The organism is Helicobacter suis HS1 (assembly GCF_026000295.1).
GTDB classification, from domain to species: domain Bacteria; phylum Campylobacterota; class Campylobacteria; order Campylobacterales; family Helicobacteraceae; genus Helicobacter; species Helicobacter suis.
Genome location: NZ_AP026771.1, coordinates 1 through 24,003 on the forward strand (window position 1 = coordinate 1; position 24,003 = coordinate 24,003).

At 38.1% G+C, this 24,003-nt stretch carries 20 protein-coding genes and 3 pseudogenes; 12 read left to right on the forward strand and 11 right to left on the reverse strand.

Annotated features, from left to right (window positions below):
- Positions 1-399: 399 nt before the first annotated feature.
- Positions 400-534, reverse strand: coding sequence for a hypothetical protein (locus OO773_RS09600; RefSeq protein ID WP_264828787.1), 135 nt, complete (start codon positions 532-534; stop codon positions 400-402).
- 129 nt (positions 535-663) lie between these two features.
- Positions 664-2,670: a hypothetical protein gene (locus OO773_RS09605; protein WP_264828788.1), complete on the reverse strand. Its 2,007-nt coding sequence runs from the start codon at positions 2,668-2,670 to the stop codon at positions 664-666.
- A gap of 140 nt (positions 2,671-2,810) precedes the next feature.
- On the opposite strand from OO773_RS09605, the gene OO773_RS09610 reads away from it, so the two are divergent.
- The 12 genes and pseudogenes from OO773_RS09610 to OO773_RS09660 all read left to right on the forward strand — a co-directional run bounded on the left by OO773_RS09610 (position 2,811) and on the right by OO773_RS09660 (position 12,878).
- The gene (locus tag OO773_RS09610; RefSeq protein WP_264828789.1) at positions 2,811-3,260 is read left to right on the forward strand and encodes a hypothetical protein; all 450 of its coding nucleotides are present in this window, start codon (positions 2,811-2,813) and stop codon (positions 3,258-3,260) included.
- A 192-nt stretch (positions 3,261-3,452) separates the two neighbouring features.
- The gene (locus OO773_RS09615; RefSeq protein WP_264828791.1) at positions 3,453-3,737 is read left to right on the forward strand and encodes a hypothetical protein; all 285 of its coding nucleotides are present in this window, start codon (positions 3,453-3,455) and stop codon (positions 3,735-3,737) included.
- A gap of 50 nt (positions 3,738-3,787) precedes the next feature.
- Complete coding sequence (locus OO773_RS09620) at positions 3,788-4,219, forward strand: hypothetical protein (RefSeq protein ID WP_264828792.1); 432 nt, start codon at positions 3,788-3,790, stop codon at positions 4,217-4,219.
- Between the two features lie 238 nt (positions 4,220-4,457).
- A pseudogene (locus OO773_RS10180) lies at positions 4,458-4,679 on the forward strand (type IV secretory system conjugative DNA transfer family protein); the annotation flags it as partial.
- 25 nt (positions 4,680-4,704) lie between these two features.
- Positions 4,705-5,049, forward strand: a pseudogene (locus OO773_RS10215) (type IV secretory system conjugative DNA transfer family protein); the annotation flags it as partial.
- Between the two features lie 279 nt (positions 5,050-5,328).
- A pseudogene (locus OO773_RS10190) lies at positions 5,329-6,230 on the forward strand (hypothetical protein); the annotation flags it as partial.
- 95 nt (positions 6,231-6,325) lie between these two features.
- The gene (locus OO773_RS09635; protein WP_232088951.1) at positions 6,326-7,402 is read left to right on the forward strand and encodes a hypothetical protein; all 1,077 of its coding nucleotides are present in this window, start codon (positions 6,326-6,328) and stop codon (positions 7,400-7,402) included.
- Positions 7,403-9,379: a hypothetical protein gene (locus OO773_RS09640; protein ID WP_050780227.1), complete on the forward strand. Its 1,977-nt coding sequence runs from the start codon at positions 7,403-7,405 to the stop codon at positions 9,377-9,379.
- Positions 9,348-10,691, forward strand: coding sequence for a hypothetical protein (locus OO773_RS09645; protein ID WP_006564737.1), 1,344 nt, complete (start codon positions 9,348-9,350; stop codon positions 10,689-10,691). Before OO773_RS09640 ends, OO773_RS09645 begins: the two co-directional genes overlap by 32 nt.
- A gap of 51 nt (positions 10,692-10,742) precedes the next feature.
- On the forward strand, positions 10,743-11,045 hold the full coding sequence (locus OO773_RS09650) for a hypothetical protein (protein WP_264828794.1): 303 nt from the start codon (positions 10,743-10,745) through the stop codon (positions 11,043-11,045).
- A 41-nt stretch (positions 11,046-11,086) separates the two neighbouring features.
- Positions 11,087-11,638, forward strand: a complete 552-nt coding sequence (locus OO773_RS09655; RefSeq protein ID WP_264828795.1) for a hypothetical protein — start codon at positions 11,087-11,089, stop codon at positions 11,636-11,638.
- 52 nt (positions 11,639-11,690) lie between these two features.
- Positions 11,691-12,878 carry a type IV secretion system protein gene (locus OO773_RS09660; protein WP_034376187.1) on the forward strand — a complete coding sequence of 396 codons (1,188 nt, stop codon included), beginning with the start codon at positions 11,691-11,693 and terminating at the stop codon, positions 12,876-12,878.
- Positions 12,879-12,892: 14 nt separating this feature from the next.
- Here the strand turns inward: OO773_RS09660 and OO773_RS09665 are convergent, their stop codons facing one another.
- From OO773_RS09665 to OO773_RS09705, 9 genes are all read right to left on the reverse strand, one after another.
- A complete protein-coding gene (locus OO773_RS09665) occupies positions 12,893-13,192 on the reverse strand; it encodes a hypothetical protein (RefSeq protein WP_034376190.1) in 300 nt (99 codons plus the stop codon).
- Entirely contained in the window at positions 13,189-13,638 is a 450-nt protein-coding gene (locus OO773_RS09670) for a hypothetical protein (RefSeq protein ID WP_006564736.1), read from the reverse strand. The genes OO773_RS09665 and OO773_RS09670 overlap by 4 nt, the downstream gene beginning before the upstream one ends.
- A complete protein-coding gene (locus OO773_RS09675; protein WP_040499271.1) occupies positions 13,628-14,596 on the reverse strand; it encodes an ATPase, T2SS/T4P/T4SS family in 969 nt (322 codons plus the stop codon). The genes OO773_RS09670 and OO773_RS09675 overlap by 11 nt, the downstream gene beginning before the upstream one ends.
- Positions 14,597-14,604: 8 nt before the next feature.
- A complete protein-coding gene (locus OO773_RS09680) occupies positions 14,605-14,829 on the reverse strand; it encodes a hypothetical protein (RefSeq protein WP_264828796.1) in 225 nt (74 codons plus the stop codon).
- A complete protein-coding gene (locus OO773_RS09685; RefSeq protein ID WP_034376206.1) occupies positions 14,826-16,061 on the reverse strand; it encodes a DNA type IV secretion system protein ComB10 in 1,236 nt (411 codons plus the stop codon). Before OO773_RS09685 ends, OO773_RS09680 begins: the two co-directional genes overlap by 4 nt.
- A gap of 82 nt (positions 16,062-16,143) precedes the next feature.
- Positions 16,144-17,448: a TrbG/VirB9 family P-type conjugative transfer protein gene (locus tag OO773_RS09690; RefSeq protein ID WP_264828800.1), complete on the reverse strand. Its 1,305-nt coding sequence runs from the start codon at positions 17,446-17,448 to the stop codon at positions 16,144-16,146.
- 784 nt (positions 17,449-18,232) lie between these two features.
- Positions 18,233-18,511, reverse strand: a complete 279-nt coding sequence (locus OO773_RS09695) for a hypothetical protein (RefSeq protein WP_264828797.1) — start codon at positions 18,509-18,511, stop codon at positions 18,233-18,235.
- Positions 18,512-18,647: 136 nt separating this feature from the next.
- Entirely contained in the window at positions 18,648-20,543 is a 1,896-nt protein-coding gene (locus tag OO773_RS09700; protein ID WP_006564731.1) for a type IA DNA topoisomerase, read from the reverse strand.
- A 3-nt stretch (positions 20,544-20,546) separates the two neighbouring features.
- Positions 20,547-22,961 (reverse strand): VirB4 family type IV secretion/conjugal transfer ATPase, encoded by a 2,415-nt coding sequence (locus tag OO773_RS09705; RefSeq protein WP_264828798.1) that lies wholly within the window; start codon positions 22,959-22,961, stop codon positions 20,547-20,549.
- Positions 22,962-24,003: the final 1,042 nt, after the last annotated feature.

Sequence of the window (24,003 nt, forward strand, 5' to 3'; positions counted from 1 at the left end):
AATTCCCCGCTCCCACACTAGGCTCAAAGATTTCTTTGGTGTTGCCATCCTTGTCAAAGGCATCAAAATCATGGGTGAAAGTAAATTCTTCAAACTTCTTAAGCTGGATATTTTGGTTAGGATGGAGGGTTTTGGCAATCCTCACACCCACACTATCTATTTCTGTAGCACTGAAGTGGTAGTGAGCATTAGCTGGGGCATAGCTTAAAAAATTCCCCGCTCCCACACTAGGCTCAAAGATTTCTTTGGTGTTGCCATCCTTGTTAAACCCAAAATGCTCCAAAGCCTCATAAATGGCATCTACTATCATCTTAGGGGTGTAATAGGCATCTAGCACGGATGCGCGGGCTTGGATGTATTGCTGCACCAATGCCTCTAGACTCATATTGGAGTGTGCCATCAACTCCTTGTCCCTCTGCAGGCATTGCTCATAGAACCCCACCCACTATAAGCGCTTAGAATTTTTTGTTCCTCATGGGTGATTTCTTTTCTGCCCTCTATTCTGAGTCGGTTTAAAAGCTTAAGAGCTGCCACATTGGCTTCATAGCGCTTTTTAGGAGTGCTGGGGGCATGCTCCTCTTGGGTCTTAAAATCGCGCCGATGATTGCCTACTGCTTGTGTGCTTGCCTCTTGTGCGTCCTGTGCATGGGCACGCTCAACTCCTCACCCTATTTCAGAGGCATTTAGTTCTGGTGCACCAATGCCTCTAGACTCATATTGGAGTGTGCCATCAACTCCTTGTCCCTCTGCAGGCACTCCCAGTAATTCCTCCCTGTGCAGCAGGGGTCTATGATCAAATAGTGATAGGGATTGATTCTTGCTTCTTGGAGAATTTCCATATCTGTTATCCCCTCTGCGCGCTGAATCTGTGCCTGTGTGCGATCCAAGATCGCTAACTCCATCTGTGTTTGGTCGCGCACTATGTAGAACAGAATGTCTAGGTGCAGATGATAGATCATGTGAGGAAACCAGCTCCTCCAGCGATCCAGTAGCAAAAACTCGTAACCCTCCATTTTCTCGTGGTTGTATAGCCACATCAGTTGCTCCCAACGCTCTGGATTTGCCTTCTCTATTTTCTCCCTCAATGTCTCCAACTCCAGTGGATGGATGGGCATGCGCTCTAGGGGATAAATCCCCTTCTGGATTGCCTCCTGATAAAGCAGAAGATCCGCGCGCTCCCTCTCTTCTTTCTGCCTCTGCTCCTCTTTGTGCTCCATCACCCTCTCTAAGCCTATCTGAATGCTCAGTTTCAGATGATGCCAATCGTAATGTTGTGCTAGCTCTTATTGGGGTAGTATCCTCTGTAGCGGTTGCAGTATTATCTTGTTTTATATTATCTTGTGTAGTTTCTCCCACTTCTCCCACAATTTCTTCATCTCCAACCATGGGTCGTCCTTGTCTATCCCCATACTGCTTTGTATCGCCTGCATAAACTCCTCTATGCTCGCTTCTTTCATGGTCTTCTCCTAGTGATGTAGATTCTATAGACCCTGAGCTTATAACACGCTCATTGGGTGCTGGTGCTGAAGTTTTGGGCTTGGACTCTTGGTGAGTCGTGTATTCCCTCTGCTTTGCAGTTGCAGGTTTGTGTTCTAGGGGTTCATTAGGAGGTATTGGGGTAGTATCCTCTGTAGCGGTTGCAGTATTATCTTGTTTTATATTATCTTGTGTAGTATTGTGTGTTGCAGTGTTGTCTATTGTTGTATTCTCTTGTATGGTATTATCTTGTATTTTATTTTCAAGTGTGCTGTTGTCTGTGCCATCTGGCTGCTTTGCATTGATTACTTGCTCTGGTGTCTGCATAAAATTAACATGTTCATCAGGAAGGGTTGGGGTGGAGGGTTCTTGTGGTGCTTGGATAGTAGCTGTGCGTTCTTGTTGTGTGGGAGGGGCAAATTGTGCCACTAGCTGATTTAACTGATCTAAAATTGCTGTATTTTGAGCCTTGAGCATCTCTAATTCTTTGGTGTGCTCTTTTAAATCAGCCTCACGCTCTGCTTGTAATCTCTGCACCTCTGCTTTTAAAATATCCACTTGAGTTTGTAGATCACTTACTTCAGACATGCGTTCTGTGTTCTCTTGCTCTATTGCAGGGAATCTAGCCTGCATGTATTCTTGTAGCTGTGTGTAGTGCTCAGAACTAAGCTCATTTTGTAAATCAGAAAGGCGCACCTGCGCGCTGTGTTCTTGTCTGTGCAAACTTTGAGGATTAGGCTCTTTAAAAAGGCTGGTGTCTAAGGTAGAAAACACTTCCACATTATAGAGGTCTGTTGTGTTGAAAATAGGCTCTACTAGGACATTGCCCTCTTTATCTTTTCTCTGTAGATATGAAATACTAACCTTTTCTATGCTCCCTTGTGGGTTTTGTTTGTTTCTGGTGTTTGCCTTGATGTAGGCAAGCTCTTTGGGGTCTGCACCTAATAGCCTTGCTCTATTTAAAGAAATCCACTGGTTTTTGTTATACCCACACTCTAACATCTTAGCATCTAGAGCTAAAGCGTGCAAGTCCGTATAAAAATTGCCCGTGCTAGGGTTATAGGCTTTCTCTAAACTCTGTGCCTGATCTAAGCGGATGTGCTGGCTTTTTAAGTGTGCTACTAATTCTTGAGCCTTGAAGTGTGTGAATGCGCTCTTGCGTTCTTGTGAAGACATAGTGTGCCAATCTGACATGCTGCTCCTTATAGTTTTTATCAGTGTATAGACATAGAAGCTAAAACGAAGCAATACACACCTTTATATGTTGATAATCAAATAATGTGCGTTGTCTAGTTTTTTAAATATAGATAGGTTTTTGCCACTAGGAATAACTCATGGCATACGATCGTGGCACTATAATCTATAGCTGGTATCAAGAACTAAAAGAACGATCTAGACAACAAAGAATTGCAGAAGAATCCAAAAAGAGACAAATAGCACAATCAAAAATAACTACTCACAAACACATACATAGTCCCAATGAAGACATCTATTCCATTCCCTTGCACGAGATTTTGTTGTGCAACGGCTATAGTATCAATAAGACTAAGAGCTCTGCTAATTATCCTGTTATGCAAAACAAAGATGAGAAACTCATTATTTTCAGAAGAGATGGGCACTACTTCTATTTTAACTCTAGAAGTGATGAAAGGGGTAACATTGTAACATTTTGCAGAAATAGACATATTAGCATTCAAGAGGTTTTGCATAACTACAGGACAAAAGCACAGCAACTAGAATCATCATTACACCTAGACGATACAATTATGGAAAAAAGGGACTAGAAATACTCTTCCCTAACCTCTTGCTAGATGAACATAGCCCCCAAAGCCCTATCCACCAACTGACAAATATTATTATCACAGAAAACATCATCGATGCCCTAAGTTTCATGCAACTTCATAAACACTACAACCCCCATACAACTCTTCTCATATCAACTGCTGGGCAGTTTAGCTTAGAGAAAAACCTAAGTATTGCAAAGCTCCGATCTAATAGTCCAAGTTGGCTATTCTAAACGCCTAATCACACCGCTTATAAAAGATTTAGAGGGCAATATAAGAGAAACACCACTAAAAAGCATCCATTATGGAAAAAAGGGACTAGAAATACTCTTCCCTAACCTCTTGCTAGATGAACATAGCCCCCAAAGCCCTATCCACCAACTGACAAATATTATTATCACAGAAAACATCATCGATGCCCTAAGTTTCATGCAACTTCATAAACACTACAACCCCCATACAACTCTTCTGCGCTAAAAACAATCCTAAGGAATTATCAGTCAACTTCTCACCCACACACAAAGACAATGAAAGACCCCAAAACTCCAGATTTCCAAAAATTTAAAGTAGATCAAAGAGGATTAAGGCGCGATATCGCATTCACTCTAGCCTTTGATAATGATGCGATGGGAGAAAAATACACAACAAAAGTAAGCGCCTATCTGATGGAGAGCTTTAAAATAACGCCTACTATCCATCAAAGTTTTACAAAAGATGTTAGCGATGACTTAAAGTTGTGCCAACAAACTGGACTAAAAATTGAAAATCTGAATGTAGATACGCTTAAAAACGCGCTAAAAACAATCCTAAGGAATTATCAGTCAACTTCTCACCCACACACAGAAAAGACTCTTGCAACTAAAATTGCAAATATTGATCAAATCTTTCCACTCAAAGAAAACTTCAAACAAAAATTTGTAGAAATCCGCAGTGGCAAGAATATTGGAATGGAGCTATAAATGTACAAATATAAGCCCTACTGTTATCTCATCTCTATTTTATTTGCTCCATCTGTCTTTATAGCCATGCTCTATACATTGTTGAGTCTGCCAAGTCTGCACACAGCTATGCTCTTTAGCAAAAAGATCATGCTTAATCTACAGGACTTCAAATATTTCAAACCACAAATATACCTTGCATTTGTATGCGCCTTATTACCATTTTGCTGTACAGCCTATCTTTTCTCCAAATCATTGCGCCCCCGGAAGCGGTAAAACAGCAGCAGTTGCTATTCCTAATCTACTGACTTTAAAAAATTCTGTGGTAGTCTTGGACATCAAAGGCGAACTTTGCGATCTTACAGCCAAATACAGACAAAAAAAATTTAAAAACAAGATTTTCGTATTCAATCCACTGGGTGATGATAACACGCTAAAATTTAACCCCTTTGATAAAAAGATTGTCTCTCAACTTGATTACATTAAATTTCAAGCAGGGCGTGGTAGTGGGCAAATACGAAGCGCTGGGCAAATCTAAACCTGTCTACTATGATAGTCCGCTATCCACCCTTATCATTGCGCTCCCCGGAAGCGGTAAAACAGCAGCAGTTGCTATTCCTAATCTACTGACTTTAAAAAATTCTGTGGTAGTCTTGGACATCAAAGGCGAACTTTGCGATCTTACAGCCAAATACAGACACAAAAAATTTAAAAACAAGATTTTCGTATTCAATCCACTGGGTGATGATAACACGCTAAAATTTAACCCCTTTGATAAAAAGATTGTCTCTCAACTTGATTTTAATAGAAAAAGGCGACTTGTTGATGAAGTGGGCAACACCATATTTACTGAGGAGAATGACAACAAAGACCCACACTGGACACAGCAGGCTAGAAATCTCTTCATCTTTTATGCACTTTATGATTTGTGTGTCTATGGAGGCTCTAATTTTTTTGAAATCGCCTCCTGCCCTATTAAGAACTATGTTCCACTCATCCATCCTAAAAGTCGCCAGTATGCCGAACTCTTTGAAGTGAAACGGGATGAACAGGGTAATGCAATTAAGGATGCAAATGGCGCTTATATCCAAGAGTTAGATAATAACAATGAGCCGATACAAAACTCCGAAGTTAACGCAGAGGTGTTGTGGTATAGACAGGTAGCCGAACAGGTTTACTTAGATGTAGAAGACTCTAGAAATTACGATGGCACAGTTCACAGACTAGAGAGAGATACAGAGGGCAATATTATTATCAAGGAGGGCATGTTAGATCCGTAAACTTCCCTTTCTTTTAGAAATGCCCGCTCTAAGTAGAAGCTATGGAGTGGTGATTCTATTTATCACCCAAAGCAACTATGCAAGTCTTTACCAGTTATCAAGTCAAAGAAGCCACTAGTTCTATGAGTTTTGCCTACGAAGATTTAAGGCGCGAAAATATTAGTCTTTATATCAAAATTGCCCAAACAGATATTAATACACTCGCTCCCTTAATTAGAATTCTTCTAGAAAGCATGGCTAAAAATCTACTCCTAAGAGAAAGCCAAAAATTTGAAGAAAGGGTTTATTTTATTTTAGATGAGTTCGTACGCTTTGGTAAACTTCCCTTTCTTTTAGAAATGCCCGCTCTAAGTAGAAGCTATGGAGTGGTGATTCTATTTATCACCCAAAGCAACGCTCTAATAGAAAAATACTATGGAAAAGACGATGCAAAGATCGTCAATGGTACCGTAGCCTATAAAATAGTCTTTAAAATGGATGATCTAGAGTATGCCAAACAGCTTAGTGAAGAAATTGGCAAGATGACTAGAAAAACACGCTCTCACTCTACAGAAAAAGGCCAACTTGTTTTTGGAGGCACGAGCTCTATAGGCAAAGAAGCATGGGATTTACTCAGCCCACAAGACATCATGAATATTGATAGCGATGAAGTCATTATCTTAGTAAGTGGACATAAAGCCAAACCACTTAAGCTCAAGGCAAATTACTACTTTAAGGACTCTGCCATGATGAAAGGTCTGAAAGATTGTACATAATTTTAACAAAGCATGGAAAAAATGTGCGTTGTTTGGTTCTTACAAAAAAGCTAGTGTTTTGACATGAAAACTAAACTCAATAGAGGATTATGATGATTGCAAAAATCCGCAAAACGCTTAAAGAATATAAAGACAACTTCCTATGGTTTTACTATATGTTTGGTGGCAATGCCAAATCTATGGAATTTCTCAGATCTTATTGCAAAGAACTAGCGCATGCAAAAAATCCTAGTGAACTAGAAAATTCTAAAACGCATTGTATACGCTTCCTAGAAGCTCTTAGAGATTTAGAGCAGGAGGAGATAAAAAACCAAGAGCGGCTTTCCCCAACCATAACAGCACCATTGATGGATATGTTTATAGAAGAGCTTCAAAGTTTGAATGTACCATCAAGTCCAAGGATCGAAGCTCAAATCTCAAACACTAATCAAGAAAATACAATACAATTCAATACGAAAATAGACAATACAACACAAAACAACACCATAAAACAAAATACGATACTAGATAATACAATAAAAGAAAATAATTTACAAATTTACATCACAGCGCTGATAAACTTCATTCAAAGAAAAAAGCAAGAATACGAGAGTCAAAACAAAAGGCCTTTTGGAGATGAAGACTTTAAGCATATACTCTTAGAGTATGCAAGAGATGGCATGAATGCTAAAGAAATACAGGTCCTGCTCCTATTATTACACAAAAATCCTAGTAAACTCAAAGAAGAACATAAGGAATTTCTCTCAGCTGTGTTGCTCAAGAGTCTTGAAAGCACCAAATTACTGCAAGGCGATCCAACAAGAATAGCTATTAAACTATCGTTGGGAGTTGAGAATGTAAGCCCTGAAGAGAAAACAAACCTTATTAAAGAGATTCAAAATAAAACGCTAGATAGGCGTATTTTAGGTGGCACCTATGAGCATTTAGCGCTAGAAGTGCAACAACAAAATAACATACAAAAAAATACCACAACAGACAATATTATACAAGACAATACAATAAAATCTAATACTATAAAACAAAATACATTAATAGATAAAACAATATCAGACAATAAAGAGCAAAAAGCAGAGATTAAGAAAATAGGAACAAAAAACCCAAAAATAAAGGCTAAAACAAACAACCGCTCTAAGAAAAACCGGCAAAATCAACATGACATGGATATGTAAATGGGCATACAAAAAATCTTAACAATGCTATGTCTTGTAATTTTCTCTCCTATGTCAATCTTTGCTTTAAGCATCCTGACAACAGACAATATTAATCTCAAGCAAAGAATAGGTAGTTTGCAGGGGAGAGTGGTATTTGGCGAAAAAGTCTTTCTTGTCCAAGCTATAGGTCAATACCACATAAGAGGAAAAGCCCTAGAGCTAGAGATCACTGATCTTATCAGGAATAACCAAAAACTCCACCTATCACAAAATGCAAGAACCACGCAAAATATCCCTCCTAACTTGTGGATCAGAAAGGGTTCTCTTCTCCATTTTAGCTGTGAAAATGCAGATGAAATTGCTAAAATTTTAGGTGTATCTAGTGAAGAATACAAACAATTAGAAAATTCAACAGATTGTGCTAATGCCACTAGTAATGCTAGCACAGAAAACAATAAACCTAGCGGTGTAGGGGCTGGAATAGACAAACAGGGCGTGATTGGTGTGGATGGCTCAAGTGGCACTAGTAGCTATACAGATGGGAATGTGGGAGGATTCAATAATAATTCTTTTCAAAATAGCAGTAGTGGTAGTAGTAACGATGGTAGTAGCCTACAAAACTTCTCCAATGGTGGCTCCCTCAACAACGGCATATACCCTCTGCCACTGCCAACTGAAAGCGGAGGAAACAACTCAAACACAGATTCAGGTATTCCCTCCAGTAGCGCTACAGATTCTACAAATCTTCCCTATTCCATGCAATATTGTAAGGTCCCTGAATTTGATGCAGCTACAAACCAATTTAAACTTTTTGTGATAGGCAAAGACGGGACATGCCAAGAAATGAATGCCTACAGAGATGATACCAAATGCAGTTATCGTTATGATTTTGAAAAAGGTAAGGCCATTAAACAGACGCAATTTTACTATGTGGATAAAGAGAACAAAACGCAATACATCGGCGGGTGTGTAGATCTCCATGGAGCACAATATGCTATGCAACTTTACAAAGACGATAGCAAATGTACGCTGAGCCAAACAAGTGATAAAGGCTATGGGATGGGGCAATCTCAAAGTTTTCAAACCCAAATCGTCTTTAGAGGCATGGACAATTTACTCCATGTTGCAATAGATTGCGCAGACTACGCTAGGGTGCAGGATAGGATTGTGCGTTATGAAAAGAATTCTAATACCAAACAAATGACGCCTATTGTGGATCAATACTACGAAGATCCTATTACTAAAAAACAGGTCATTCTCAACCGCGGAGTAGAAAGCAAGTTATCCAGCCAATACCAAGAATATGCCTGTGGAAAGTGGGTTTATGATGATGCAAAATTACAAGCTTATAGACCTACTATGTTAAAAAGCTATGATGCCATCAACGGCGTTTATGTAGAAGTTACACCTTGTGATTTTGAATCTGGAATCAAGAGTGGCAAAATTACCGTGCCCTATGCCAAATTACCCGCCACAGAAACTACCTTAGATACAAAAACCACCAGCCATCAATTCTTCTTGACATTAGCTAGAGAACACAGCGGTGTTTGTTATAATGTAAGACAACATAATTGTCCCATCATCGATTCTAATGCCAATCAAGCATGGGCAAGCACCTATGTAACCACAACAACAGAGATCAAGCAGCCCTACCAAAGACCCGCACAAGATGGTGAAACCCCAACTATCTACACCATCACCACGCAGACAAACGCTATCAAACGGAGTACGCAAGTCAGCGATGCGAGCATTGGTCTTAGTGATCTCTACATGCAGTTTGTAGAAGTACAAGAAGGATACTACAAAGATAATACCATCAAGACTTCAGAAAAATTTTTAAAATGGCAACAGGCAAGTGTTAGACCCGGCAATGGAAGTTGTGAGCAACTTGAAATGGTAGGAGACTACATGGGTAGCAGGGTTAAAGAGTGGGTACCAAACATGTACACCAGATGTAGTAGGCATGGCCAGTATGTTTATGATAGCACATGGTAAAAAATACTTACTTGCTTGTATCTTAGGTATAGTCAAGTTGGGTGCTGTAGGGATGCTTGTAGAAAACCCAAGCCAAGACGCTGCTTCTGCTTCCATGCTATCTAGGATGGCAACTCAAATCAACCAAGCAGCAGACATGATCAAAAAATACCAAGACATGTTAGAAAAGGCTCAGGCAACAATCAATCAACTCAATCAAGTCAATAAGGTTTTGAGTGGTACTCAAGACTTCCTCAATGGCTCTATTCTTAACATCGCTAACCCAAAAGACCTAATAGATAATGCAATCAACATTGCCAAACAAATCAAAACCAATACACAAAATCTAGCCGAGCAAGTAAAGGATTATAACATTGCCAATGCTCTAAAAGTGCGCACCATTGCCTCTAAATGCCCTGAAATTGATTATGAACACCTTTCTCCCTCAGCTAAAAGGCTTCTTTTTAGCCAAAAGGGCAAAGAAAGCGAAGCACTCAAAGCATTAAAGAATCTTTCAGATGCAATGGGAAATACCATGATTGAAAATGGTGGCTATGTCTTTGGACAAATGAGTGGCAAAACTCTAGCACAGTACATTTGCATAAAACGCGATAATAGGGCTTTAGCCATAGACATCCAAAAAGAAGACATGCGCGCAAGATTAGCCTTGCTCAACAATGACTACAAAGGATACAAAGAGGCCATTAGAAAAAAACAAGAGGCGCAAGACAAATTATTTTACAGCACACAAAAAGAAATAGAAAGGCTTAGCTTCCCCTTACTCAGGCGTGTGGAAAAACAACTCTCTACTCTTGGCGTAAAGGATCTCAAATACAAAGGTAAATATTGCATACAACAAACAAGTTCAGATGGTAGAGAATTTTGTGAACCCATGGACTTTGAAATCAATAGGCTTAATGCTGACTTTCTAAAATTGCAAGGCGATTTAAGTGAGCAACTAAAAGCTGCTCCAGACAAAAAAACACAAGCACAAATCTATGCCAATATGAAACAAAAATTTGACACATTGGGCTTAGAATTTATTAAAGACATTGCTAACAATTTAAATTTTATGAACTCTACACTCTCAGCTGTTTCAGAGATCATTTTGAGCGTTTATAAAAAGGATAATGACCTTGAGCCAATCACTCTTACTAAAACAGAACAAAAAGAATTTCAGAATTTACAAAGCTCCATCAATATGGCCCACAAAGCTAATCTGACAAAATATGGATTTCCTGTCAGTGGTAGTAGTAGCAAGGCATTACCTAGCAATAGAAGTTGGCTAGATAAGAAAAACTTTGATATGAACTATGATTTAGACGGAGATTAAGTAGAATGCGCCATGTTATAATGTCGCAAAAATGTATTGAGTGTGATTATTATGAGACTTGTCCAAAATCTTGTGTGTATTATTGCCATGATTTTATTATCCTGTGCCCTAGTAGCTAAGCCTCTTAAATTTGTCCCTATGATGAAAGAACATGATCTACTACGGCTGTTTTACCTCACAGAAGCCCAGAAACCCTATGCCTTAAATTGCAATCAAGAAATCAATGCCCTTGATTATTTAGATCCAAACTCCAAAGAAAAGAAAATTGAAGTCCCTTTATCTTGGATTGATGACAGTCTGAGATCAAAGCTAATATTCAGTTATGGGAAAGTGGAAGAAGACACCACACTTTAGTTAGTAATAACTACCTGTTTGAAAACTTCCATGCAACTGCTGTGCGGACAATTGATGATCCTATCTATGGATCAAAATCTATAGAGGAGTCTGCTAAGACTACTAGAGTCTTTAGTAAAAAGGTCAAAGAAATTGCAAAACAATGCAACGAAAAATATGGTAGACCTGCTGGAAGCGCGCACACGCCATGGCAACAAAAGGAAAAGATGATTAAGGATTGGATGCACGAGGTGTCATCTTGTATCAATAGCAAGCAGTCTGAGATCAAAGCTAATATTCATTTAGACGATCAGAGTCGTATTATAAGTATGGACGAACATAATTGTCGTGAATGGCAGAAAAGTTACAAACTAAGTGAAGATCAACTTAGAGATCATTTATCAATCAAATTGCGCTTTTATTGCCAAGTAGAAAACACCATTGCAAATGGAAGGATGGATATACTTACTGCTATCTTGCAGATTCTAATCAAACTGGCCATTCTGCAGAATACATCTACGAACATTCACCCGATGCCAAGCAATTCAAACTCTATAGCACAACCAATACCCCCGAATATGAACGGTGCAAGAAAGATTATGGCATCCAAATAGGACCAGAGCCAAGATTAAAATAGAGTAAAATTAATCACATAAAACAGCGCTAATGCAAGAGAGCCAGTATACAAAATTCATAGGTCTATTTGAAAATTTTATCAATCAAATTGCGCTTTTATTGCCAAGTGGCCTTAGTTCAGCACTACAGGCAAGCGGAAATGTCATTGGCGTGCTTCTCATCTTATTATTTGTGTTTAGCAAGCTTAAGAAAGACGATCTTTTTGAGATTAGAACCCTTATAGCTATAGGTATTTTCTTTGGCTATTTAGCCTTTTTCAATTGGAGCATGAATCATCCAAAAGATTCGCAATCTTACTTTAGAAGTTTTATTGAATACCCAGCAGATCAAGTAATGGGTGCTTTAAGTACACTCAAATTTGAAGGCTATCAGGAAACCAACAAAACAGAAACCATTAGTTTTAAAAGTAGAACTATTGATACTTTGATCTCAGAAATTTTTCATTCCACAGGAAATCTAGTAACCCGCACTTTTCAGAGTCTAAAGACAGGCACAATCTTATACATGATTCCTATCGTTTTAACCATCCTAGTCATAGCAGTCCTAGAAGCTTTGTTTGTTTTCCATATTGTCTATTTTATTTGTGTAACTTTCATAGAAATTACCCTGTACTTTGCACTCTACATTCTATTCATTCCATTGGTATTTTTCCAACAAACAAGAGGCTTTGCCTGGTCCTATATCAAAAAAGTTGTGTCCTTAACTTTTTATGCCCCATTTATCACTTTAGTTTCACTCCTAGACTACAACATCTTGACTTTCATTAAAAGCGGGACCACTAACATGGAAGCTCTGCCACAACAGGGGTTTTTAGAAAGCATTTTTAGCACAATACATGTCAAATTTTCAGATTATGTAGATTTTCTCTTAGATCTAACATTCATCGCACTGGGTGCTTATTTTTGTCTCAAGCTTGTATCTAAAATCCCAGAAATGATCAACGCTATCTTTGGCACACAAGGTGTAATGAGCGATGCAAGCCACTTTGTTAGTTCTGCCATTTCTCTAGTTCAAGCTCCCATTGCAGCAACAGCTGGACTTGCCAAAGGAGGCTACACACAAGGAGGAATTGGAGGAGCTCTAGCCAACATAGCCACTATGGGAGGCTATAAAGGTGTATCTGATCTAAGAAACCATGCAATACTTTCAAAAGAAACAAGTAGTAACAGCACAGCTAATCTAGGTGGAAAAGTTGGCACAACTACGGTAGAAACTTAAAAGATGGTAATGTGTCAATTGTTGTCTTTAAACACCATCTGTTCTCCAATCTCTTCTAAAAAATCTTCTACCATCGCGTCTAAAACTTTTTCACAATCCTTTAAGTCTTGAGAACTTGGTTTTTCTAGCTTTTGCAAACTTTCTAGAATATATGGAAAATGTTCTAGAATTTGGGTGAGCCTTTCATCATAATAGCCTGTATCTGCATTAGGAAGTAGTTTTGAGTCGTTAGCAACTTGTCTTAAAAACAACACTTCTTCTTGCATCCTTAAAAGTCTTTCTCTAATCTCTTCGAGGCAAATTTTATCATTCATGATCTTCTCCTTGGCATTTTATTACCCAATAAAGCCATGTTTTTTAAGACTAAAATCCTCAAAAACCCTATCTGTTTAGTGCAATTTTGCACCTGTGTCTGTATCTCTATTAAAAGCGCTTCATGGATACCATCCCCTGCAAAAGCGTTCATGTTAAGATGGCGTGCAATCTGATTGAGATTAGAAAAAGTTGCATTCAATCCCATGTAGAGATTCTTGTGCTCCTGCATAAGCGCAATACTCTTTTTAAGCCACTTGTTTTGGCTATCAGAGGGCTTCTCATGCTCTAAAATCATCGCCTCTAACAACTTAGTCATGCTGGTTTTATTCTCTGAGCTTAGCCTTTTTAGTGTTTGTGCGCTCTTAGCTTCTAGCACAAAAACCATGCGTCTACCTCCATTCTTAAGCTTGGATTTTCTGTAGGGCTGGGGATTTTTAAGACGCATGTGTTCTCACCATAAGTTTTCTTAAGTCTTTTTTGACATCTAGGACATCTTCAATCACCCTGAGATGATCTTTTCTAATAATTTGGATGATCACATCTATGCCGGCAATGAAAAAATCTAACAACGCTTCCATACTGATGTCCTTACCACTACCAATTTTGATATTCATGCCAATGGCCAAGAAAGCGTCTTCTACACTATTAGCATGTAGGGTAGAGATCATGCCGCTATGTCCGGTATTGGCTAATCTTAAGAATAAAGCCACATTTCTAGTGTCAATCTCTCCTAATAAAAGCCTGTCTGGACTCATGCGCATGGCACTATTGAGCGCGTCTTCATAGGTGTAGTGCGTGTCTTCGTTCTTGCCAACAATGATACTAACCTTGTTCTCATTGGATATTTTAAGCTCTGGAGAATCCTCAATACTAATTACTCGTTCATGAGAAGGGATGCTTTCTATGAGGCAATTGACAAAACTTGTCTTACCGCTAGCTGTCCCACCGCTCACTAAAATATTTTTGCCTTGTTTAACCAAATTTGTGAAGTCAGCGTAGTTGATCTGGCGCTCCAAACATTTCTTACCCAATTGGAAAGCATCTATGGGAAATTTAAATGCATGGGGAATTCTGATATTAATGGCAATGGTGTGGTTAGCTGTTACACTAGGATGGATGGCATTTACTCTATATTGTGTGAAAGGAATAGAAGTGGAAAGTTTTGGGTGGTTTAGATCAAATCTTTGGTGTCTGTAGGTAGCTAATTGTTCGCAAAAATTAAGTAAAAAACGCTCATCAAAACGCGCGTTCTCTACCCTTTGTGTCTGTGAACCCTTCACCAGATACAATACATATGGCCCATTAAAAATAATTTCATTGATCTGCATTTCTAGAAATGGACGGAGTTCTTGGATAAAGTGTTGCAACATTAACGATAAATCTTGTTGTTTAGAATGAACCATGTAAACTCCTAAAAATATCCTAATTCTTTGCCTAACTTTTTCACGATCTCCTCATACTTTAAGGTCTCTGCACGAAACTTTTTCAGCTTCTCAACAGCATCTTTATAGGCCTGTATTTTCTTGAGATTACTAGGCTTACAGAAGCTCTCAAAAAACTCTATAGAATCCTTAGATTTTGCCTCTTCCCATGTTGTTTGCCAGAGCAGAGGTAATGTCTCTAAGTCTTGGCTCATGGCTTCTCCTTATCTTGTGATTTTTCTTCTTTAAAAAATTGTGCTAAAACTTCCCCATTCTTGGGGATAGGAAACCAAATGTCAGTATTGGGGGAGATAAAAATACGGCTACCCTCTCTAATAGTGATAATAGGCTTGATTCGTATTTGCTCCCTTAAGATTTGTTGTACAATGTTATTGATTGACTGTCCTGTTTGCTGGGTCAATCGCATAAGCATGTAATCTCCAAAGTAGGGATTGGTGTTTAAATATTTGCCTCTTCCCATGTTGTTTGCCAGAGCAGAGGTAATACCAATTAAAAGTCCATTAGAAAGAGTAGACATGCTCAAGGGCAGTCCGTAGCGCTCCCAGTATTTATTATGCAAGGTTCCTACAAGTCCATTGTACCCCTTGACATCTGCTCCCTTAGCATCACTTAGAATAATATTAACCCCTTGTGGCGTTAGAATGCGATTCCACACCACTTCCAAACGATACTCTCCAATCTTGTTATTAGAATTGTAATACCCAATGGCCCTACTCCCTTTAGGGATAAGCACAGCTCTACCCATAGTGGCATAAATATCACTCTCTATCTGGGCTACAATTTTGCTACCACCAATTTCAGAGCTAATAGGTGTGATTAAAATCGCAGGGATCATTCTATCCGCAGTGATAGTGCGCAAGAGTCTATTCTCATTGCTAGCTACATTTTTGCGCTTAAAACCCTCAAAGCCACTAGAACCGTAATCTATTTCTGATGGGTGTTGCTTGTCTTTGGTATTGCTATCACCATTACTTTCCACTTTCTCAAGTCTTTGGCTTAGCAATGTTAGCCTGATCTTTTCTAGGGAATCAGCTTTGCTATAATCAAAGCTATTAAAAGAATATTTGGACACGCTAGAAATTTTCTGTTTCTCTAGCAGTGGGAGTTTAGGGACTAGAGTTTGGTTTTTCCTTTGTATAAGCTCTTCTAATGCTTTTCTGTCTGGAAGTTTTGCAATCGCCTTATAAGTGGCAATGATATGGCCATTTTTATCTATCAAATTGCCATCTTTATCATAGAAATAACCTTTGGGAGGCACAGACTCTGCGCGCTTGATTAAATTATCAATATCTTTTTTAGTGGCATCAAAATTATGCGCGGAAGTTCTGGTACTGCTAGATTCCTTGTCTTGTAAATCTTTAGTATTTTTAAATAAGTAATCTGAGAGAGGAAACTTAGTTTTAATGGGTTCTAATTTTTCCTCCATCTCTTCTTCATAAAAAAACCAGATTACAAGGAGTCCAAAAGGGATTAAAAGAAACCAGACAACTTTGAGTTTTAATACTCCTCTAATGTTTGCCATTGTTCTTTCTTTGTGTTGACTCAATGGGGATGCAATACTTGTATTTGCGTTTAAATTTAGGACGCCTTTTAACGGCCGTGAATTTAGGAGCCACAAATTTTTTGATGTTTTCAAGTGCCTTTGTTTCTTTTGTAGATAAGGGCGTGCATGTTTGATTAGAATCTGGTTTAACTGGAGTGGACAAAATGAGTTGTGGTATATTTTCTTCTTCAACTAGATGCAAATTGTTGCGTCTAGCCTTCATTGCTTCGTCTTTTTCTAGGAGTTCTTTGAGCTTGGCAAAATCTTTAGACTTTTTAAAAGCTTTTTGATTTTTCACCACACAGACATACTCTGCGCCCAGTCTTAGAGTCCATTTTCTGCCTACATCCTCTGCAATGATGTAATTACCCACCACCCTAGAATTAATGGGGTTATCATAGCCATCTACAACCTTGTAAGTGTAAGGAAATTTTGAAATAGCTAAGTCCCTATCAAATCTAAAGTAAGTGTATTTGCTATCATCAAAAATATCTAGGGCCTTCATAGCGACAGCATCGTCGTTAGGTTTCTTGTACAACCATAAGCTCCACCATTTGCGCTTTGCCCGTGGTTTTTGTACATATCCGCGTGAAATTTTGGCCTTTTCTATGAATATATGATTGACAGGATCACCAATCTTGATGTACTTTCCATCATCGTATTCTTTTGATGAATAATCTAGTTTTTTATAATCAGTAAAAAGAGTGGTCATAGCATAACGCAACCGAATTTTATTAGTGTTACCAGCCACATACAAGATATTAAAGTTATTATCAGAAAGCTTCCTATCCTTTTTAAAAAATGTGAAGTGTACACTGAAAATATAAAAAGTATAAATCCTTCCACTGGCTCCTATAACCGTTAGGTTTGTATCTACTCCAATTAAAAGTGGCTTGATAACTAGAAGGTTGTTTAAACTATAGTGCTCGTTAGTAGGATAGGAAATCTCAAAACCACTCGGATCGCCTAAGCTCACATAAACGATCGGATCGTTATCAAAAATAAAAAGAGTGGTCATAGCATAACGCAACCGAATTTTATTAGTGTTACCAGCCACATACAACTTCCTAGAACTATTAACCGAAAGCTTCCTATCCTTTTTAAAAAAAGCCCACTGGATGGCTTTTAAATCCATAAGTTTTTGGACTTTTTCTGAATTTTCTTGTTCTTTGAAATCTTTAAGAGAGATAGATGGAGCTGGTTTGAGTCCGCCGGTCGTGTCTGTACTTTTGCTAGTCTTAGCATTGGCATCTGTGGGATTTAGTGGCATAGAAGCAAAATTAATTTTGATAGGCAAAAAATCATAAGTTAGAATCACCCTATAACGCTTCTTGCTTTCTAAAAGGCCTCGATCATACAAGTTTACCTCAATATCTGCATTGGCATAACCTTTCTTAATAATGGCAATATTAATAATTTTGAGGTAGTCTCCTTGTGTAGGAGCTAAAGAAGGCTTTTCTTGAATTTTACTCTTAGGAATATCTAAGACTTTATGCTGTTCATCTAACTCTTTGAGTGTTGCAATCTCTGTAACACTATACCCTTTGATTTCAAAGCCTGTGGGATTTAGTGGCATAGAAGCAAAATTAATTTTGATAGGCAAAAAATCATAAGTTAGAATCACCCTATAACGCTTCTTGCTTTCTAAAAGGCCTCGATCATAAGAAGTTGCAAAGGTTACTAAATAGGGCTCTTTTTCTTTCAAAGGAAGAAATACAATCAGACAAATAATTAATAGGCATGTAGTGATGAAGAAAAAAATAGAGATGATTAACAAATAATCTAATATCTTGCCCTCCATCTTAAATACTAGGCTGCTCTCTTGGACTTTTTCAAAAAGTACAGAGGTTTCTAACTTTTCTTTCTTTGTAAGAAAGCGTGAAAAGAAATTCATGAGTTGGGCGTGGCGTTTATCAATGGGTTCTTGTTGTGTATTCTGTGGATTAATCTCTTGGGATACTTGTTGCTCTAGGGACATTTGCTCACTCTCTTGAACTCTTCCCCAGATTTGATGCCTTTCAAATGCCACAGCTTGCTTTCCTATGTGAGTCTGTTTATTCTATAGCTTTGATCCACCGCACAGGGACTTTTAAGTTGCCCTCCATCTTAAATACTAGGCTGCTCTCTTGGACTTTTTCAAAAAGTACAGAGGTTTCTAACTTTTCTTTCTTTGTAAGAAAGCGTGAAAAGAAATTCATGAGTTGGGCGTGGCGTTTATCAATGGGTTCTTGTTGTGTATTCTGTGGATTAATCTCTTGGGATACTTGTTGCTCTAGGGACATTTGCTCACTCTCTTGAACTCTTCCCCAGATTTGATGCCTTTCAAATGCCACAGCTTGCTTTCCTATGTGAGTCTGTTTATTCTATAGCTTTGATCCACCGCACAGGGACTTTTAAGCATTTCATAGCGCTTTTCAGAACAGGCGCTTAGAACGAATACAATAATCAATATTGCGCCTAACCTAATTCTCATTGCTTGGCCTTGGAATAAAAAACATCTTTATTTTTTTCAATAAACTCGCTACACACTTTCCAATCAAGCGCGTAATTTTCAGGCAAATCTAGGTGCAAAGTATTTGCAATGTCTCTAGCAAAAAGAATAGCCTTAGGGCTGGGTGCTTTTCTGTTTTGCTCACCGGCTTTATTGTCCACACTCCTTCCATCATACAATCCAGCAATCTCTACACCTAATTTATCTTTGATCAACTCCATAAATTCTGTATAAGAGACTTCACCCTCTACAATCTTGTCTAACATTTCTTCGTTTCGCTTGGTAAAGGCTACATCTAAAATAAAATGGCTCTTGGTATCGTTTTGGAAAAAATCCACAATGCTTTTACCAAGTGGTGTAGGCTCAATGACTCTTTTTGATCCAGTTATAGTAATGTGATTTTTTCTTTCCAATTCAGGGATGTAGTTAGCATAGGTACTAGGTCTACCAATGCCATTTTTTTCTAAGACGCTAATAAAATCTGCCTCCATATAGGGAGTAGGAGCGGATTTTATCTTCTCTTTGAGAAACACTCCTGATAGTGGCACACTAGAATTTGGCACGAGATATTTAGTATCTATGCGAGATTTTAAGCAGTCATCGCTTTTTTCTTGATCAAAAAGACCCAGGTAACCTTTAAATTTTAGATACTTCGCATGGGCTACAAAGTCTATAGTTTTGATTTTAAAGAATATAGTAGTATTCTCATATACAGCACTTTTGCCTTGACTCTCTAGTGTTCTTTGAAAAATAAGCTTGTATAGAGCTTGAGCCTGACTATCTGTCATGCCTGCTTGGTTTAAAAACTCTTGTGTGTCTTCAAATCTGTGGCAATGGGTGATTCTAATGGCCTCATGGGCTTCTGCTTGGCTATTTTTTGCCTTGTAACTCCTGCGCTCATAAAAATTTGGATAAATAGACTTATAAAAGCTCTCTGCTTTCTCTAAAAACTCTTGGCTGAGCGTCTCTGCATCGGTTCTAATGTAGGTGATCAACCCTGCTTCAAAGAGCTTTTGTGCGTATTCTTGGACTTTCTTAGTGCTTAAAGCTAATTGGCTACTGCCTGCCTTTAAAAGGCTAGAGGTGATGAAGGGTTTAGGGGGGATTTCTTGTATTTCCTGTGTTGTTATGTTCATCAGAAGGGCTTTATAAGACAGATTTTCTAGAAGATGTTCTAAGGCTTTTTTAGCCTGTTCTTGATCCTCAAATTGATATGTCTTGTTGTCTTTGGCATGCTTAGCAATGACTTCTTGATCGCCTAACATGATCTTAGCTTGGAGCTGGTAGCTTAACTTTTGGTACGCTGGTAAGGCGTTGAAGCGCTCTATCTCAAGCGTTCTTTTCACAATAAGACCCAATGCTGGAGTCTTTACTCTACCTGCACTCTGCATGCTAGAGAGCTTTAATCCTTGTGTTAAATAGGGAGAAAGCGTGTAGCCTATGAATTGATCGGCTACTCTTCTTGCTAAGAAGCTATCATAGAGCTTAGTATTAGAACGCACAAAGAGTATAGCCTCTTTCATTCCCTTATGGATGCCGCTTTGTGTGATCTCATGAAATTCTGCCCGGTAAATTTCCTTAGCTAAATTTTTGATCTTCTCATAGAACATGTAGCCAATAGCATAACCCTCTCTGTCTGGATCTGTTGCAATGTAGACAACTTTGTTTCTACAAGCATTAATGATTTGGTTAATGCTTTTTTTCTTAGAGTCCTCCTTGTAATCAAAAATAGCGTGGAATTTTTTCTCTACCTCAATACTCTTAAGTTCCATAAAATGCCCCACAGTAGCAAAGACATTAGCCCCGGTGATAGTTTGGATTTTTTTGATTTTATTAGGAGATTCAATGATGATAATTTTGTCTTTGTATTCCATTACCTATCCTTTCAGAAACCTTTCTTTGTAATCATCTGGATATTTCTCTTTCATCTCTTGTAGTTTTGCAACGGATAGAGCTGAGGAACTATAGATTTTAAGTAAATGATCTAGCTTGTTTAAGTTGATGTCTAGAAAATTAGAGCCATTGTCTATCTTATTCTTGAGTAGAATTTTTCTAGCGTTAGAACTCGTGTTTTTAAGAAAATTGATCTCATTCTCACTGAGTTCTATGCCATATTCTAGTAACTTTTGAATATTTGTAGTGGGAAAAATGATCAGAGTAGCGATGTTATCTACAATACTCTTAGAATTAGAAATTTCATCAAGTTGGTTCATATCTTGAAAAGCTAGAGCCAGTACACCATTAACCTTTCTAGCCTGAGTGAGCACTAGTTTGATTTTTTCAACCATGATATTGTTGTTTACATAGCTTCTGGCCTCATCGATAAACATAAAAAAGCCTTGATTTTGCTTTTTAGCCTGATAGATCATCTTGTGGAAAAGATACAGTGCAATCAATGAAGCGTTTTTATCATTCTGCACCACACTGTCCATATTGACTATAGTGAGCTTCTTAGAAAAACTTAGGCAGTCGTGGATTTGATTAAAAAGTTCGCTCTTAGCGTATTTTTGTAAGCGTAGTCTAAGGTTTGAATCGCTCTCTTGGATGGATTTTACAATTTCTAGCAAACCAAAAGAGGTGGTTGTGCTTTTCAGATACAGGAATGTATCCTCAATAACCTTGTCCATATCCTCTTTGGTGCGAACTTGCGTAGCGTGGAAATTAAATAGGAAGACTAAATAACTCAACCATGATTTTAAAAACTCTTTGTTTTCACTATCATTCTCTAAACTGAAAGGATTGATATAAAAGTTGCTTCCATCATTGTATTCTGCGTCCAAAAAGTCAGCCATCACGCGCATGCCGTTGAGACGATCTAAAGCTAGAATATTGAGGTTGTGATATTTGAAACAATTAGTGATAAGAAATTCCATCAAAGTAGTCTTACCGGCTCCTGTTCCACCAATGATAAGCGTGTGCCCTAAAACCATATCCTCTTTGGTGCGAACTTGCGTAGCGTGGAAATTAAATAGGAATGGCGAATAGTTCTGGTTTTTAAAAATTGTCAAGGGCATATCACCCCATGAATTTTTGTCTCTACCTGTTTCCTCTTTCTCTAGCATAATCATGGATGCAATGTTTTGTGAGCTCTGTAATCGCTTTCTGGCATTTAAATGGTTTCTACCCGGGAAAAAACTAAAGAACGCACACAGCATATTAATGCTCTCATGAACAGCTACTAAACCATGGCGTTTAAATGTATTGACGATTTCTAAGCTTTTTGTATCTAACTCCTCTTTAGATCTAGCTTGCACATGCACCATCAAAGAGACATATTGCATCAACACCCTATCTGTCTTGATAAGGTTATTAAGATGCTCTAGGGAAGGTCTGATGATCTCATTAACCCGTTTGCGCTTTTCCTCTATTTTCTTGATGCTCTTAGACTTAGGCAAGGTATCTATACTTAAAATCACATCAAATTCACTCTTTAAATGCAAAATACTAGAAATGGGGATACTTGAGATCGTATCGCTGTCATAGGCCTTAATCGCAATGATGCGTTTGTAGATAAGATGTCCGTTATAATCTTGGATGAGATGATCTTTCTTAAAAGTAACATGGCTAGCTATATGCCCATCATTAAGCACTTTATCACTAAATGTTAATGGCAAATACACGCCATTACTATATTCTGCATAAAACCTCAAGAGCTCTATGGCGTCTAATTTTTGAGGTGCAAGTGGAGTAAGAATTTGCACCAGATTATCTAGAATACTATTGAGAACAACCTCTTTATTTAGGTGTGTGTGGGTGGTTCTAAGTATTTGCTTTTTTTCTTGCCCGTTGTCTTTATGTGGATCACTAGAATCGTTTATATTCTCATCTTCTAGTGCGTCAGTGGTGATTGCCTTTTTTTGCCTCTCTAAAAATCCTTTTAAATTATCACTCTTGGTTTCAAGAAGGAGCAAATAGGTATTTTGATAAACCTCCTCATTTTTCTCCCAAGTATTAATGATTTTGCGTGCGTAATGGTTTTGGACATGGCCATAGGTTTTATTGAATAAGAGTTTCCTTCTTCTAGCAATGACTTTAAGATGTATGAATTCACTGATCTCATTTAAAGCTAGAATGCGTTCACTTAAACATCTAGAAATAGCCTCTTCATTCAAACTTGAGTAGGGTACACCTTCTAGGCGGATGCTACCAACCAGATTCCCCTTCTTTGTCAAGAGGAAATAATCGTTATAAGCTCCTAAAATATTATTCTCTTCAGCCATAGAGTACATGGTGGGCAAGAATCCAAATCCAATTTTTTGTAATCCTCGCTTGAGAGCTTCTAAGCTAAACATATTTATACCCAGAGCTAAGCATAGTATGTCCTGGTATCATTCTTGAGCGTGAAGGTGTTTAGTAAAATAGCGGTGATATCTTCATCAAAGAATTCTAGAAATATACAGCCACTCCAATGACAATAATTGCTCCTATTGTTTTCATAAAATCGTTACTGACAAAGTTAACGATTTTTTCAAATTTTTCCTTCCAAGCTGAGGCTTGGAGTGTATATGGCAACAAGATATACATAACGCGCAGATTGTGTTTGAATTGCAATACCGATCCTTTCAATCCAATAGATAAATTATTTAGATAATCCTCTAACTATAACTCACAAAGACTGCAAAGTCAATATAACGGCAGTTATTGTTCACTTTGTGCAATCTCTCCTAATCTATCCATATTCTTTAATGCATATACAGCCACTCCAATGACAATAATTGCTCCTATTGTTTTCATAAAATCGTTACTGACAAAGTTAACGATTTTTTCAAATTTTTCCTTCCAAGCTGAGGCTTGGAGTGTATATGGCAACAAGATATACATAACGCGCAGATTGTCCCACCCTTAGATACAAAGATCCATCCAGCTCTAGATACAAGGTAACAGTTATGTTAAACTCCACACAATCGCCCTAACAAGCGATAAAAAAGCCCTATAGGAATCAGATGAAAATCGTTATAAAAGCCACACCAAAAACCCTATTTGAAACCCAAAAACCCCCTTTAACCTTACGCTCTCCGGATTATCTAAATAATTCGTCTGTTAGTAGCTCAACGGCGGTCTGTATGGGTCTGCTTGGCATGTTCTTTATGACTGATTCTGTAATGGCCGTTAAGGAAAGCAATTAGGTATGTCCCACCCTTAGATACAAAGATCCATCCAGCTCTAGATACAAGGTAACAGTTATGTTAAACTCCACACAATCGCCCTAACAAGCGATAAAAAAGCCCTATAGGAATCAGATGAAAATCGTTATAAAAGCCACACCAAAAACCCTATTTGAAACCCAAAAACCCCCTTTAACCTTACGCTCTCCGCTTTTTTATGTGGGTGATA